The 13085-nt window shown below is 70.3% G+C and carries 17 protein-coding genes; 10 read left to right on the top strand and 7 right to left on the bottom strand.

Annotated features, from left to right (window positions below):
- Positions 1-115: 115 nt before the first annotated feature.
- The 3 genes from AB0H88_RS48085 to AB0H88_RS48095 all read left to right on the top strand — a co-directional run bounded on the left by AB0H88_RS48085 (position 116) and on the right by AB0H88_RS48095 (position 1748).
- The gene (locus AB0H88_RS48085) at positions 116-352 is read left to right on the top strand and encodes a hypothetical protein (RefSeq protein ID WP_357656337.1); all 237 of its coding nucleotides are present in this window, start codon (positions 116-118) and stop codon (positions 350-352) included.
- An 80-nt stretch (positions 353-432) separates the two neighbouring features.
- A complete protein-coding gene (locus AB0H88_RS48090) occupies positions 433-951 on the top strand; it encodes a hypothetical protein (RefSeq protein ID WP_357656338.1) in 519 nt (172 codons plus the stop codon).
- 539 nt (positions 952-1490) lie between these two features.
- On the top strand, positions 1491-1748 hold the full coding sequence (locus AB0H88_RS48095; RefSeq protein ID WP_357656339.1) for a hypothetical protein: 258 nt from the start codon (positions 1491-1493) through the stop codon (positions 1746-1748).
- Between the two features lie 377 nt (positions 1749-2125).
- On the opposite strand, the gene AB0H88_RS48100 is transcribed toward AB0H88_RS48095, so the two are convergent.
- A complete protein-coding gene (locus AB0H88_RS48100) occupies positions 2126-2725 on the bottom strand; it encodes a stage II sporulation protein M (protein ID WP_357656341.1) in 600 nt (199 codons plus the stop codon).
- A 100-nt stretch (positions 2726-2825) separates the two neighbouring features.
- Here AB0H88_RS48100 and AB0H88_RS48105 point away from each other — a divergent pair, with 100 nt between their 5' ends.
- Entirely contained in the window at positions 2826-3647 is an 822-nt protein-coding gene (locus AB0H88_RS48105) for a TetR family transcriptional regulator C-terminal domain-containing protein (protein WP_357656343.1), read from the top strand.
- Here AB0H88_RS48105 and AB0H88_RS48110 read toward each other — a convergent pair.
- The 3 genes from AB0H88_RS48110 to AB0H88_RS48120 all read right to left on the bottom strand — a co-directional run bounded on the left by AB0H88_RS48110 (position 3644) and on the right by AB0H88_RS48120 (position 4576).
- Positions 3644-3787, bottom strand: a complete 144-nt coding sequence (locus tag AB0H88_RS48110) for a hypothetical protein (RefSeq protein WP_357656344.1) — start codon at positions 3785-3787, stop codon at positions 3644-3646. The two genes, AB0H88_RS48105 and AB0H88_RS48110, sit on opposite strands and share 4 nt — an antisense overlap.
- Positions 3788-3838: 51 nt before the next feature.
- Positions 3839-4219, bottom strand: coding sequence for a recombinase family protein (locus tag AB0H88_RS48115; protein WP_357656346.1), 381 nt, complete (start codon positions 4217-4219; stop codon positions 3839-3841).
- A gap of 207 nt (positions 4220-4426) precedes the next feature.
- Positions 4427-4576: a hypothetical protein gene (locus AB0H88_RS48120; RefSeq protein WP_357656348.1), complete on the bottom strand. Its 150-nt coding sequence runs from the start codon at positions 4574-4576 to the stop codon at positions 4427-4429.
- Between the two features lie 327 nt (positions 4577-4903).
- Between AB0H88_RS48120 and AB0H88_RS48125 the strand changes: the two genes are divergently transcribed.
- The 5 genes from AB0H88_RS48125 to AB0H88_RS48145 all read left to right on the top strand — a co-directional run bounded on the left by AB0H88_RS48125 (position 4904) and on the right by AB0H88_RS48145 (position 9447).
- Positions 4904-5296, top strand: a complete 393-nt coding sequence (locus AB0H88_RS48125) for a GntR family transcriptional regulator (protein ID WP_357656350.1) — start codon at positions 4904-4906, stop codon at positions 5294-5296.
- Positions 5293-6138 carry an ABC transporter ATP-binding protein gene (locus tag AB0H88_RS48130; RefSeq protein WP_357656351.1) on the top strand — a complete coding sequence of 282 codons (846 nt, stop codon included), beginning with the start codon at positions 5293-5295 and terminating at the stop codon, positions 6136-6138. The genes AB0H88_RS48125 and AB0H88_RS48130 overlap by 4 nt, the downstream gene beginning before the upstream one ends.
- Positions 6135-7097 (top strand): hypothetical protein, encoded by a 963-nt coding sequence (locus tag AB0H88_RS48135; protein WP_357656353.1) that lies wholly within the window; start codon positions 6135-6137, stop codon positions 7095-7097. The genes AB0H88_RS48130 and AB0H88_RS48135 overlap by 4 nt, the downstream gene beginning before the upstream one ends.
- 221 nt (positions 7098-7318) lie before the next feature.
- Positions 7319-8836 carry an FAD-dependent oxidoreductase gene (locus AB0H88_RS48140; RefSeq protein WP_357656354.1) on the top strand — a complete coding sequence of 506 codons (1518 nt, stop codon included), beginning with the start codon at positions 7319-7321 and terminating at the stop codon, positions 8834-8836.
- Entirely contained in the window at positions 8833-9447 is a 615-nt protein-coding gene (locus AB0H88_RS48145; protein WP_357656355.1) for a TetR/AcrR family transcriptional regulator, read from the top strand. Before AB0H88_RS48140 ends, AB0H88_RS48145 begins: the two co-directional genes overlap by 4 nt.
- Positions 9448-9694: 247 nt before the next feature.
- Here AB0H88_RS48145 and AB0H88_RS48150 read toward each other — a convergent pair whose 3' ends face one another.
- A complete protein-coding gene (locus tag AB0H88_RS48150; protein WP_357656356.1) occupies positions 9695-10828 on the bottom strand; it encodes a hypothetical protein in 1134 nt (377 codons plus the stop codon).
- A 411-nt stretch (positions 10829-11239) separates the two neighbouring features.
- The gene (locus AB0H88_RS48155; protein WP_357656357.1) at positions 11240-11962 is read right to left on the bottom strand and encodes an amino acid transporter; all 723 of its coding nucleotides are present in this window, start codon (positions 11960-11962) and stop codon (positions 11240-11242) included.
- A 212-nt stretch (positions 11963-12174) separates the two neighbouring features.
- Here AB0H88_RS48155 and AB0H88_RS48160 point away from each other — a divergent pair, with 212 nt between their 5' ends.
- The gene (locus tag AB0H88_RS48160; protein WP_357656359.1) at positions 12175-12387 is read left to right on the top strand and encodes a hypothetical protein; all 213 of its coding nucleotides are present in this window, start codon (positions 12175-12177) and stop codon (positions 12385-12387) included.
- 114 nt (positions 12388-12501) lie between these two features.
- Here the strand turns inward: AB0H88_RS48160 and AB0H88_RS48165 are convergent.
- On the bottom strand, positions 12502-13085 hold a 584-nt coding region (locus tag AB0H88_RS48165; protein WP_357656361.1), incomplete at its 5' end, for an NAD(P)-binding domain-containing protein.

The raw sequence follows: 13085 nt of genomic DNA on the forward strand, positions 1-13085 counted from the left end.
GCCTCCCCGTCGATACCGTCCCAGTCTGCCGACATCCGGCACACCGTCACCTCAGCGCCATGGGTCCACGGCACGCTCGGACGCATGGCGGTGACACAAGCGAGAAAAGACGTCCATGGACACGATCGATCTCACCTACGTCGGGCGGGGCCTGCACGAGGAACTGGCCGCCTACATCGCCGACCAGCAGGACTACTACGCCGACGAGGGCGTCCACGTCGCGCTGCGCGACGGCTGCGCCTGGGACGACGAGCGGGTGCGCCACGGCGTCACCATCGGACTCGGCCGGGCACTGCTGACCCGCCTGGCCGATGGCATCCGCTGTTCTGGTTCCTCGCCCGCTCCGGCCTGACCTCCCTCGCCGACCTGGCCGGCCGACGGCTGGCGATACACGCCCCCCACACCGCACCCGGGTGCTTCGCCCGGATCGTAGTGCGCCAGGCCGGCCTCGACCCGGACCGCGACATCCACACCGTCGTCCGCCCGCCCGGCGACTACGGCATGGACCTGCGCTGGCTGAACGACGGCAGTATCGACGCCGCCCTGGTCGGCAGCACCATGGCGCCGGAGGCGATAGCCGCCGAGTACGGCTGGCAGGTGCTGGCCTGGGTCGGCGACCACTTCCAGATCCCCACCGTGGGCGTGGCCGTCGACCCCACCTACGTCCAGCCGGACGACCCCGCGGTCCAGGCGGTCGTACGAGCCCACCGGCGCGCCCTGGGGGTGATCCGCAACGATCCCGACATCACGGTGCGGCACATGCAGACGTTCATCGGCCGACACACCGCGGACGAAGTCCGAGCTCACTACGAGAGGTTCATCGCCCCGTACTTCAACACCGACGGCCAAGCCGACCTCGACGTCGGCGCTACCGCGATCACCGCGGTCGCCGCCGAACTCGGCGTCCCCGCCACCGTCACCGCAGCCGAGTTCTACCGCACCGCGCCCTAGCGATCTTTGGACGCGCACCGTCCACCAGGTCGGCCGACCTCGCAACCGCAACCCCTCCCGCCGGCACCGCAGCTACCCCCGAGCCGTCAAACGCACCCGACGAAGCAGCTACAGAGAACGCCGCCCCACCGACAAGGGCATCCGGCACGCAGGACCGCCCACCGTCGCGCTCCTGCCCCGGCAACCTCGAACCAGAGCATGATCGCTAACTAAACGGCATTGGGGATGAGGACGCGGCCCGGCTCAGTCCGTTTATCAGGCGGCACATCAACGTGCACGGCCGCTATTCCTTTCAACGTCCGCAATTGGGTGGCGGGCGGCGGGCCTTGCGTGATCCGGACGCCGACGATGCCGACGACGAGGATTGATGGGCGGGGAGGGTGAACTGGTCCGTGGCGCACCGGTGTGGTCGTCCAGGCCAGCGGCCTGCCGAGCCCGGATCGGGCACGTCACGGGGGCAACTCCTTCTACCCGGCAGGCGGAAGGCGTCTCTGGTGTGTCATCGGGTGTGGTCGGCGCGGCTCCACCACCAGACGGTCGTGACAACGCCGACCGCGCCGGTGATCGCGACGAGCGCGACGCCGAGGAGGCCGGGCGGGTCCTGGTCCGGCCCGGCGATGCGGCTGGCGCGGCTGGCGGAGCTGCGGGCGATGCTGGATGAGGTCACCGCGCAGGCGATGGCGGCGGCGATGGCGGACGCGCAGGCCGAGGGGTGGGGGCTGCGCCGGATCGGCAAGCACGCCGGGGTTTGGGGAGCCTGTAAGACTGCTGTCACCCGGTACACGCGATTGCGTTAGAGCAGGTCAGGCTCCCTGTGTCGAGACGGAAACGCCCGACCTTGCGGTAGTCGCCAGGCAGCAGCCGGGGGGCCGGGGAGCCGATGCGATGGGTCAGGCTCGCCCGCGGCCGCCGCGCCGGAGGGGGTCTCGTGCTGCCACGTGGTCGGCGACGGCATCGACGCGGGGGCGGCGTAGCGCTCCAGGGAACGGACGGAGGCGTGCCGGGAGCGGGCCAGCAAGGTGGGGGTGTTGGTGCCGTCTTCCGCTTCGTGGGTCAGGGAGGAATGCCGCAATTGGTGCAGGGTCCACTCCCCGCGTGCGCTGGGGCGATCCGGTGCTGCCCGGCGCGGGTCGTCACGGCGTGAAGAGCCACCCTGGGAGTTGTTCCGCATCGCTCAGCCCTCCGTGAGCATGGGGACCAGGTAGATCAGCGAGAACGACTCGTAGATCGCCCCGACGACGAGCAACGCCAGGGCGGGCAGGCTCAGTCGGCCGAGCTGCCGCAGCCCGCGGACATACCCCTGACGCCGGTTCACGGCGTCGACGGTCCGGGGCCGGATCCACGCCCGCCCGAGGAGGTAGGCGCCGAGCGCGAGCAGCACGAACGCCTGGAACTCGATCAGGATGGTCAGCGAGTGCGGGATGAGGGCCAGCCAGGCGGCCTCGCTGGCCGGCGCGAGGGTCACACCGACCGTGTACTGGCTGTAGGCGAACCAGGGGATGCCCGCGAACGGCACGATCATCGATGGCAGGACGAGGATGAGCAGGCCGGCCCGCAGCGCGTTGTTGGCGAGGATCGCGAGGGCCAACAGCCAGGGGTTCTCGAGCAGCGACTGCACCAGGTCCCCCGTGCCGCTGCTCTTCATGGACTCCACCTGCGCGGCGGTCAGGCTGGGGAAGAGCAGACCCACCCCGAAGCCGACGAGAACCGGGCCGTACACGATCGCGTTCAGGACGAGGTAGGCACCGCGGTTCGCTCGGATGGTCTGGATCACGTGACGAAGGAATCGCATCTTCAGGCCCCCAGATTATTTAACACTGACATGCCAAATAGGCTAGCACGGACATGCCAAAAGGTGGGTTAGGATGGTTGCCGTGCCCAAGCGAGTCGACCCGGATGCCCGCCGGGAACAGGTCGCCGACGCCGTGATCGACGAGATCGCCGAGCACGGGCTCCGCTCGGTGACTCTCGCCCGGATCGCCACTCGCACTGGCTTGGCCATCGGGAGCATCCGGCACTACTTCGGCGACCACGTCCGCGAGGTCATGCGCTTCACGCTGGGCGTGCTCATACAGCGCGCCGTGGGCCGCGCCACGACGATGTCCGACGACCCGGTGACGCGGATCGCGGACATGGTCACCTTCGCCACGCCGACCAGTGAGCAGGAGCGCAAGGAGAACGCCGCCCTTGTCGAGTACCGCGTCATGGCACGCACGGACCCGGAGTTCGCGGCCGACAGCGCTGCGATGTCACTCGCAGCCGCCGAGGTGATCCGCTCGCTGCTGCGCCAGGCGCTGGCCGACCGCGTCGTCGACGAGGAGTCGCTGCACCGCGAGGCGCTCCTGCTGTTCACCCTGATCGAGGGCTTCTCGTTCAGCACGGCACTGCTCTCCGCCCCGCTGCGCGAGGCGGACGTCCGTGCCGTCGTGACGGCGACCATGGAACGCCTGCGCGACGCCTACCCGCCCGCCGAGGCCGAAGGCCGCTACCGCGGCCGGCCGCCCGCGCTGGCCGGCGCCCAGCTCGAAGAGGTGCGTTCGGCGTTCACCGACCACGGCACTTCGATCGCGGCCCTCGCCCGTGCGCATGGAGTGAGCCGGGCCGCCATCCGAACTGCGCTGACCGGGCTACTGCCCGGCCAGCCGGGTCTGCCCGTGCTCATCCCGACCGAGGGCCCCGCAGAAGCGTCCAGCTAAGTTACTCGCGGGTACTGCCAACGGCTGTCCGCAGGTTCCTCAACCCCGATCGGGAACACGGTCACGAAGTCGCAGTTGTAGCCGAACTGCTTGCTCTGGGCGTCGGCCGTCTGGTTCTCGAAGTCGAACTCGGAGGGCAAGACACCCCGAGAAATCCGCCGCTGCCTCAAGCGCTACATCGCCCGCGACCTCTACCGCCGCCTCGAGAACCCACCTGTCACAGCTTGACGAACCATAGGAGCGTCGGCAGGGACGCGCAGGGCGACGCCGCGGGCCTGGCACCAGTCGCGCACGGCGTGGATGTCGATCAGGTCGCGGCACAGCTGGAACAGCTCCGAGACCGTCAGGACGTCGCCGGGGTGCGCGGCGGCGGCGACCTTCGCGAACGCGGGCCGCTCCAGCGCCGGGATCTTCGACGTTGTCGCCGGGCCCTCGAACAGCACCCCTTCGGCCGGGCGGAACCCTTCGGCGACGCCTTCGGTCCGGATGAGGAGTCCGGCCTCGGTGAGGATGTGCCGCTGCCGCAGCAGGGACTGTGTGGCGGTGGACGAGCGGGAGTAGACGATCCGCACCGGCGGTTCCCCGGATGGGGGACGGGAGCCCACTTCTACCTGTCGGGAAATCCTGTCGTCAATTCGAGCTCGAAAACACCCATCCGAGGCGGCGTTTTGTGGCGCGAAGTCTCATTTTCCGGGCCGCGGGGAGCTGTTTCGGCGGAGTGTCGGGAAATCTTCTAATCCCGACGCCCCGCCCAGCAGGTCGGGTCCCGAACATGGGGGTCAGGTGTTGAAGCGGGTGGTGCCGAGCCAGGCGACGCCCTGGGGGGCGCGGTGGTCGAAGGCGGAGCTGGCGCCGGTGTCCAGGGTGGCGATCTGTGCCATTTCGTCGTCGGTGAGGGTGAAGTCGAAGACGGCGAGGTTCTCGGCCATCCGCACGACGGTTCAGGTTCGGGATCGGCTTCTCCGGGCCCACCACCGAACGCGACCACAAGAACATCGTGTCCTGGAACGTCTACGACACGGGCAGCCACTTCGCCACGCACGACGCCCCGGAGCTGCTGGTCGACGACATCCGCAGCTTCTTTCGCCGGCTGCGCTGAACCGTGCCGATCTGCTCGTCGAGCGGCCTGCTCGCCCCCGAAGCGTCACATGAGATCCGCTTCACCGCCCAGGCCACCGACGCGTGATGACCCGAATTGACAACAGGCGGCCGAGTCTAACACTCTTTCACTAATCAAATAGTGAAAGGGTGTTTTGTTGATCGAGTTCAACCTGGACCGCGGCTCGGGGGTTTCGACGTACCTGCAGCTCGTTCACCAGGTCAAACAGGCGCTCCGGCTCGGTACGCTGCGGCCCGGCGACCAGTTGCCGACTGCTCGCGAGGTGGTCGAGAGCCTTGCCATCAACCCCAACACCGTGCTCAAGGCGTACCGGGAGCTGGAGCGCGAAGGGCTGGTCGAGGGACGGCCGGGGATGGGGACGTTCGTCCGGCAGGGCATCGCGGGTGCGACGCTCGCCGAGCACACGCGGCTGCGGCGCGGTCTGGAGGCATGGGTACGCGACGCCCGCGGGGCCGGGCTTGATCAGGAGGATCTGCGGGCGCTGTTCAATGTGGTCCTGGCCGAGGCCGCGAAGGAGGGCGTGGCATGAGTCCCGCGCTGGAGGCCACCGGACTGGGGGTCCGCTATCGCCGTACATGGGTGTTGCGCGACTGCTCGCTGTCCGTGCCCACCGGACGCGTGGCGGCGCTCGTCGGACCCAACGGCGCGGGCAAGACCACGCTCATGCACGCGGCCGTCGGCCTGCTGCGACCCGCGCTGGGAAGCGTCCACGTGGCCGGCGAGGCGGCGTTCGTGGCGCAGAACAAGCCGCTGTACGAGAGCTTCACCGTCGCCGAGATGCTTGCCTTCGGCCGCCGCATGAACACCCGCTGGGACGACGCCGCCGCTGCCGGCCGGCTCGCCGGGCTGGGCATCCCGCTGGAGCGGAAGGTGGGCGGGCTGTCGGGCGGGCAGCAGGCGCAGGTGGCGGTGACGCTGGCGCTGGCCTGCCGGCCCGACCTGCTGGTGCTGGACGAACCGCTGGCCAACCTCGACCCCCTCGCCCGCCACGACGTGATGCGCTCGATCATGGCGGAAGTGGCCGCCCGGGAGTTGACCGTGCTGCTGTCCTCGCATGTCGTCTCCGACCTGGAGGAGACGTGCGACTGGCTGATCGTGTTGAACGGAGGTCGGCTGCAGGTCAGTGGCGACATCGAGGAACTGCTCGACGGGCATCTCGTGCTCACCGGGCCGGACGGGGCATCTGCGGCGGGGACGCAGGTAGTGGGCGCGAGCCGTACCGGCAGGCAGATCAACATGCTGGTCAGGGGCGCGCCCCCGCTCGATCCGCGCTGGCAGGCGCGGCGTCCCGGGCTGGAGGAACTCGTCATGGGCTACCTGCGCAGCCCCGAGTCGGCGGCACTTCCGGGTCTCACGGGGGTGGGCGCGTGATCTGGGTGACGTGGCGTCAGCACCGGGCGCAGCTCCTCGTGACGGCGAGCTTCCTGGCGCTGCTGGGGGTCCTGCTGCTGGGTTCGGCGCTGGAGGCGAACTGGTACGTGGCCGAGCACGCCCCGCCCGGCTGCCCGGGGCCCGCCGTGGCGTGCGGAGACCTGGCGGCGGCACTCGGGCAGCGTTACGACACGGCCTACTCGGTGTTCGGATGGATGCCGCTGGTGGCGCCGGCATTGATCGGGGCGTTCTGGGGCGCGCCGCTGCTCGGCCGCGAGTACGAGCGCGGCACCCACCGCCTGGCCTGGACCCAGTCCGTGCCCGTGTGGCGGTGGCTGGCGGTCAAGCTGTCGCTCCTGGGCGGGGCGGTCGTGGCGGGTGGGCTGCTGCTGTCGCTCATGGTGAGCCTGTGGCGGCCGGTGTTCAGGGCGGGAATCGACTCCACGTTCGGCAACATCGGTGTGTTCAACATGGTCGGCGTGGAGCCGGCGGCGTGGTGGCTGTACGCGTTCGCGCTCGGCACCGCGGCCGGCACCCTGTTCCGGCGTACCCTGCCCGCGATGGCGTTGGTCGTGGCCGGAGTGACGGCGACGATGTTCGTGCTGTTCGCCATCAGTGACCACTATGCGGAACCGGCCCGGACCGAGCTGACCGGCACAGTGGTGATGGACGACCCTGACATCCGGCTGGTGAGCGCGACCTGGGTGGAACCCTCCGGGAGAGAGGTCGCCGAGCCGACCGGCAGCGGCTGCCCGCGTCGGGTGGATGTGGGGCAGAGCAGCAAGAACGCTGAGGCGTGGCAGGCGTGCTTGTTCGGCAAGGGTTACCGGTACACGGTGTACTACCATCCGCCGTCCCGGTTCTGGCGCTTCCAGTGGACCGAGGCGGGGATCCTGACGCTCATGTCGGCGGTCTTCGGCGGCCTGGCCGTACGCCGCACCCTCCGCCGCCCCGGCTGACAGGCCTGTTCTGTCAGCGGGGGCGGCGCCCTTCGCGCCTTTCCTTTTGGCTCCGCACTCCTCTGTCAGGCATCTCGCACAGAACGACGACACGGACGGCTCCTCCTAACTGATCGCGGAGGTGACGTGCCCTCCTTGACCAGTCGCTCCCTGGACAAGGCGGACGTTCGGGAGGTAATTTACTTTACGATACCGTTTCGTTAATAAATGAGGAGTGGGCGATGGACACGGATGTCCTGGTGGTCGGCGCGGGGCCGGTCGGCCTGGCGCTGGCGAGTGCGCTGCTGCAGCACGGCGTCTCGGTCCACGTGATCGACAAGGCCGCCGGCCCGGCCACCACGTCTCGGGCGAACTTCGTGCACGCTCGCGGCTCTGAGGTGCTGGATCGCCTGGACGCCCTCGGCGAGCTGTCACAGGAGTCCGTTCGGGCGATGACGATCACCACCTACGCCGGTGATCGGCCGATGATGAAGGTCCGATTCGGCGACCCGGGCCTCGGCACCGCCGCGCCGCCGATGATGATCTCCCAGGCCCGGGTGGAGGCGCGGCTGCGGGAGCGGCTGGCCGAGCTGGGCGTCCGGCCGGAATGGGGCGCCGGGCTGGTCGAGGCGGAGCAGGACGCGAGCGGGGTCAGCGCGAGGCTCGGCGACGGCCGCACGGTGCGGGCGCGGTGGTTGGTCGGCTGCGACGGGACCGGCAGCAGGGTGCGCAAGCTGGCCGGCATCGGCTTCCCCGGGGTCAAGGTCAGTGAGCGGTTCCTGCTGGTCGATGGGTGCCTCGACGGCGATCCGCCGCTGGATCGATCGGGGACCAGCGGCTGGGCGCATGCCGACGGCGTGCTGGGCGCGATGCCGATGCCCGGCGGTCAGTGGCGGCTGCTCGCCTACGACGCCGCGTTCCGCGACGACAAGCCGAGCGAGGAGCAGATCGCCGACCGCATGCGGCGCATCCTGCCCGCCCGCACCGGCCTCACCGGCCTTCGCCTGACCGAGGTCACCTGGGCGTCGTTGTTCAGCGTGCACCGGCGGCTGGCCGACACCTACCGAGCCGGGCGCATCCTGCTGGCCGGCGACGCCGCCCACGTGCACGCCCCGTTCGGCGGGCAGGGCATGCTCACCGGGCTCGGCGACGCCGAGAACCTCGCCTGGAAGCTCGCTCTGGCCGTCCGGGGCGTCGTTCAGGGCGAGGCCGCGGAGCGGCTGCTCGACACCTACCAGGCCGAACGCCGTCCGGTGGCCACCACCGTGCTGCGCGGCAGCACCGCCGCCACCAAAGTCAACATCGCCGGCAGCCCGCTCGGCCGCCTCCTGCGCGACCAGGTGCTGATGCGGCTCTTCAACCAAGCCTGGATCCAGCGGTGGACCACCTACACGACCTCGCAGCTATGGGTCAGCTACCGGCGCGGACCGCTCGGCGGCCGGTTTGGCGGGCGCGGCCCCAAGCCACGCCCTGGCGACCGCGTCGGCGACCTGGCTTGCGAACGCCCCGACGGCAGCCGCACACGATTGCACGCCGAGCTGCGTGGCATGTGGGTCGTGCTCGGCGACGCCGCCGATACCGGCGATGCCTTTCAGGCGGCCCGGCGGCGGCTCGGCGCCCAGGTCGTCCAGCTCCGCCCCGCAGAACCCGCCATCGGTTCCGCGAGCGGGCCCGCCCTGCTCATCCGCCCGGACGGCCATCTGGCCTGCAAAGGCGGCCCCGCCGAGCTCACCCGCTGGCTGAACGGAGCACTGGGATGACCGCCGGCAGGGGACGGGGACGCCCGCGTGATCCCGAGACCGACACGGCGATCCTGAACGCGGCACTGGAGCTGTTCGTCGAGCGCGGCGTCGAGGGCACCAGCATCGAAGAGGTCGCCAAGCGCGCCGGAGTGGGCAAGCCGACCCTCTACCGCCGTTGGCGCAGTAAGGAGGACCTGCTCGCCCAGGCCATCGAGCAGTGGGTCAGCGCCGAGGTGACCCCTTCTGCCGCCGATGTCTACGCCCTGCCGCCGCACGCTCTCGTCGAACATGTCCTGCCCGCGGCGGCCGAGATGGCCGCCAGTCTCGCCTTTCGTGCCCTGGTCGCCCGGATCATGGGTTCGGCGGTGAGCCATCCCGCGCTGATGGCCGTCTACTGGCGGCACTACATCCTGCCCCGGCGGGAGCTGGCCGCCGCGATGCTCCGGCGCGCCCAGCAGGACGGCACCGTAGCACCGGACGCCGACCTGGACGTGCTGATCGACATGATGGCCGGCGCGGTGACCTACCGCGTGCTGCAGCCGGACCCGCCGGACACCGCCGAGATGCTGCGCTACCTCACCGCCGTCTACCGCCAGGCCGGGCTTTACCCACCCGCCCAGGACGCGTGAGCGCCGACCCGCCGGCGGATCAGCCTGGCCGGGTGCGCACCGGCAGGGCAGAAGGGCCTCGGTACCAAATGTGAGCTGGGTCGCGTCGCGAGGTCGGGGGCACAGGCTCGGTGATCAGCTGGCGGTGAGCTGTCACGGCCGCCGGAACGCTGCCGTGGCTGCTCTTCGGGGTGCTCGGCGGTGCGTTAGCGGACCGCTGGGGCCAGCCGCACCACCGACGCGGCAATCCGCCGGGGAGGGCCGGTCATCAGCCCGCGCGCAGCTCCGCCGCGACCGCCCGCTCCCGCAGCTGGGTGGCCTCCGCCCGAGCCGCCTCCAGCTGAACACGGGTGTCCTCCAGCCGAGCCCGCTCCAGCCGTAGCTCCCCCCGCAACCGATCCCGTTCCTCCACCGCGCCCTCCGCTGTCTCGCGCGCCTGGGCGATCTCCGCGGCGGCCAGTTCCCGAGCCTTCGCCGCATCGTTCAGGGCGACGGCGCGATCCCGCTGCGCCTCGGCCGCGGCACGTTCGGCGCTCTCCGCCCGGGTGACGGCCCGTTCCCGTTCCTGCCCGGCCGCCTCCGCCCTGGCCTCGGCCGCGGCCAGGTCCCGCTCGGCCAGCTGCCTGGCCCGCCTGGCTTCCGCCGCCTCCTCACGTGCGCGATCACGCTCCGCCCGCGCCGCCGCCGCCTCTTTGCTGGCCTGTTCGGCCCGCGCCTCCCCGTCCTTTTCCGCCCGTACGGCTCGGGCTTCGGCTTCCTTCCGCGCCTGTACGACCTGCGCCTGCGCCTCCTTCTCGGCGTGTACCACCCGAGCGTCTGCCGCTGCCTCAGCGCGTACGGCCTGCGCTTCCGCCTCGGCGGCACGCCCATCGGCGGCCTCGACCCGCTCCGCCAGCTCCTGGAGCGCCTGATCCCTGGCCCGCTCGGTCAGCTCCGCCCGACGTACCGCCTCATCGGCCTGCCGTTCGGCCAGATCGGCCCGGCGCCCGGCCTCCTCGGCCGACTGCAGGGCCTGCCGTTCGGTGCTGGCCGCCTCCCGCAACGCGGCCAGCGCCTGCTCGCGAGCCTGCTCACCGTCAGCCAGCGCCGTGTCCCGCTCGGCCTCGGCCTCCTCCACGCGCAGCCGCATCACGCCGGCCTCCCTGCGCGCGTGCTCCGCGGCCTCCCGCGACAGCCGTACCTGCTCGAACGCCTGCTCCCGCTCGGTACGCGCGATGGCGACCCGCGTGTGCGCCTCAGCCTGTACGGCACTCAGCTTCGCCTCGACCCCGGCCGGACTCAATTCCTGGGCCAGCGCCCTGGCCAGCGGTTCGATGGCGGCGGCCAGCCCGTTCTCCATCCGGTCGTACAGCTGCTCGGCCCGCGCCAGCGCCCCCTCCAGCCCCGGCGTCGCACGCCGCATCTCCCGCTCACGCTTGGCGGCGGCCTGACAGTCGCCTTCCGGACAGTACGCCTTGGGGCGCCCTCTCCCCCGCCGCTGCTCGATCGGGGCTCCACAGTGCATACACGGCGTAACGACGGTGGCTTCTGTACTGATCTGTCGAGCGCTGCCCTGCGGCTCGCCATGTGTATCCGGGATGGTCACTGGTCTTGCCTTCTCATGTGAAGTGGCGGATTTCGCGGAACGGGACGTTGGCAGAGGTGCGGCCGCGCTGGGCCCAGTACCGGTCGCGTCTGAAGGCGAACCGTAATCGGCGCTGGTCCGTCCGTCTGTCACCGAATCTGGCGTTCGGGGAAAGCCCTGACCCACCGAAAGCCGACTTGGCAGAGACGTCGGGCAAGGCTGCGCCCTCGTGCGAGCAGTCGCATGATTTCACGACGCGCCGCCGCAATGGCGCACCTCATCCGCCGCGTCTGGCGCATCCGCCGCATCCGCCGCGTTTGGCGCGTCTGGCGCGTCTGGCGCGTCTGGCGCAAGGCGCTCGCGCCAGGGATGTGTGGTGTGCTCGGTCTCCAGCGCCTCGTCCAGCCAGCGCCGCTGCCCCTCGCTCAGCAGCGGGAGGACCGCCTCGAAATCGGCCTCATCCTTCGGCCGCAGTCCCCTGGACTTGTAGAGCAATTGCACCTCCGGGACAAGCCAGCGGAAACCGTCCTGCTCGACGGTCAACCCGGCCAACGGGCGGCGGATCCGACGGTCACGCCGGAAGATCCACTGCTCATCGTCGGCCTCGTCCAGCATGAGCTGGAACCGCCATGGACCGTCCGGATGCTCGCGTACCCAGATGTCGTGTGCCTGCTCGGGCAGCACCTCGCCAAGCGCCCATGGCCGCAGCGTCTGGGGCACGACCGCGGCGTGTACGTCCCAGCCGTCCAGTAGCCGCCGCATCGCGAGCTGGTCCCGGCGCAGCAGCGCGATATCGACGTCCCCGTGCTCGCGATACGCGCGGCCCACTGCCAGCTCGATGGCGTATCCGCCGGCTACCCACCACGGCGCCGCCAGCCCGCCCATCAACGCAACGACCTCGCCAAGCGGCGCGGCCTCCCAAGGACCCCACGGAGTCTCGATCCTGGTCATCGGCAAATCATGCACGATCACAGCCTCCATCGTCAGCGCTGGCAGCACTCCAAGCCATCGGCACCCCAGGCTCCGCAAGAGTTGCTTACGGTACAGATCATGAGCGAGTCGAGAAAACGCTCGACCGCCGGCCCAATCCCAGCCGCGGTCGTCGCCCCGGTCGTTGGGTCGGGCTGGCCGGGAAGGCCACTCCGGTCAGCGCGACCCTGGTCGCCGCCTGGCGCGAGTCGACGGTGTTCACCGAGGCCGAGCGGGCCGCGCCGGCGCTCGCCGAGGAGGGCACCCGGCTCGCCGACGGCCACCACGGCGTGCCGGATGAGAACTGGGCCGAAGTGCGCAAGCACTACGACGATAACCAGACCGTCGCGATGGTCTTCCTGGTCGCCATGATCAACGCCGACAACCGGCCCAACGGGATCATGCGGATGCCCGCTGAGAAGCGCTGAACTGGGCGAATGACCTCGAGATTCAGCACGTAGTGATCTCAAGTAGGTCATACCTATGAGGCAGGAGCACCGGGTCGAGGTAACGCTTCATTCGGTGATTCGTCAACCGTTTGCTCAGACGGGAAGTTCGGTGATGCTGAGGGCGAAGTCCAAGTTCCCCACCCCGTGGTTGGCGAGGCCCACCGTGACCACGCCCGCTCCTTCCAGCCAGTGCGCCATTCTCAGGCCGCCGACGTCCAGCGGGCGCAGCCCGAGGCTCTCGATGAACGTCTCCACACTTGCCTTGGCCTGCGCATTATCGCCGGCGATGAAGACGTCGGGCCGACCCTTCTCCAGGACATGACGGAAGATGGTGTTGAACGCCTTCACCACGCTGGCGCCGGCCGGGGCCGCCTTGGCGACTTCCTGCGCGATCGAGGTCTCCTCGCGATGGGCCAGCCCGTCGAACGTGGAATTGAAGGGATTGCTGATGTCGACGATGACCTTGCCCGCGAGAGCGTCTCCGTACTGGGCGACGACCGGCACGAAACCGTCGTGCAACAGGGCCACGATGACGATGTCCCCGGCCGGGGCGGTGCCCCATTCTCCCGTGGTGGCGCCGCCGCCGAGAGCCTTGGCCAGGTCGGCGGCCTTGGACTGATCGCGGCCCATGATCTCGACGGTGTTGCCGCCCGCTACCGCCCGTGCGCCGATGGTGC

Source organism: Nonomuraea sp. NPDC050680 (assembly GCF_040654555.1).
GTDB lineage: Bacteria > Actinomycetota > Actinomycetes > Streptosporangiales > Streptosporangiaceae > Nonomuraea.

What these genes read in the sequence shown, in the direction of transcription:
- AB0H88_RS48085 (WP_357656337.1), top strand. Translation starts at nt 116, where the DNA reads ATGGACACGATCGATCTCACCTACGTCGGGCGGGGCCTGCACGAGGAA.
- AB0H88_RS48120 (WP_357656348.1), bottom strand. Translation starts at nt 4,576, where the DNA reads ATGGCCGAGAACCTCGCCGTCTTCGACTTCACCCTCACCGACGACGAA.
- AB0H88_RS48130 (WP_357656351.1), top strand. Translation starts at nt 5,293, where the DNA reads ATGAGTCCCGCGCTGGAGGCCACCGGACTGGGGGTCCGCTATCGCCGT.
- AB0H88_RS48140 (WP_357656354.1), top strand. Translation starts at nt 7,319, where the DNA reads ATGGACACGGATGTCCTGGTGGTCGGCGCGGGGCCGGTCGGCCTGGCG.
- AB0H88_RS48145 (WP_357656355.1), top strand. Translation starts at nt 8,833, where the DNA reads ATGACCGCCGGCAGGGGACGGGGACGCCCGCGTGATCCCGAGACCGAC.
- AB0H88_RS48150 (WP_357656356.1), bottom strand. Translation starts at nt 10,828, where the DNA reads ATGCGGCGTGCGACGCCGGGGCTGGAGGGGGCGCTGGCGCGGGCCGAG.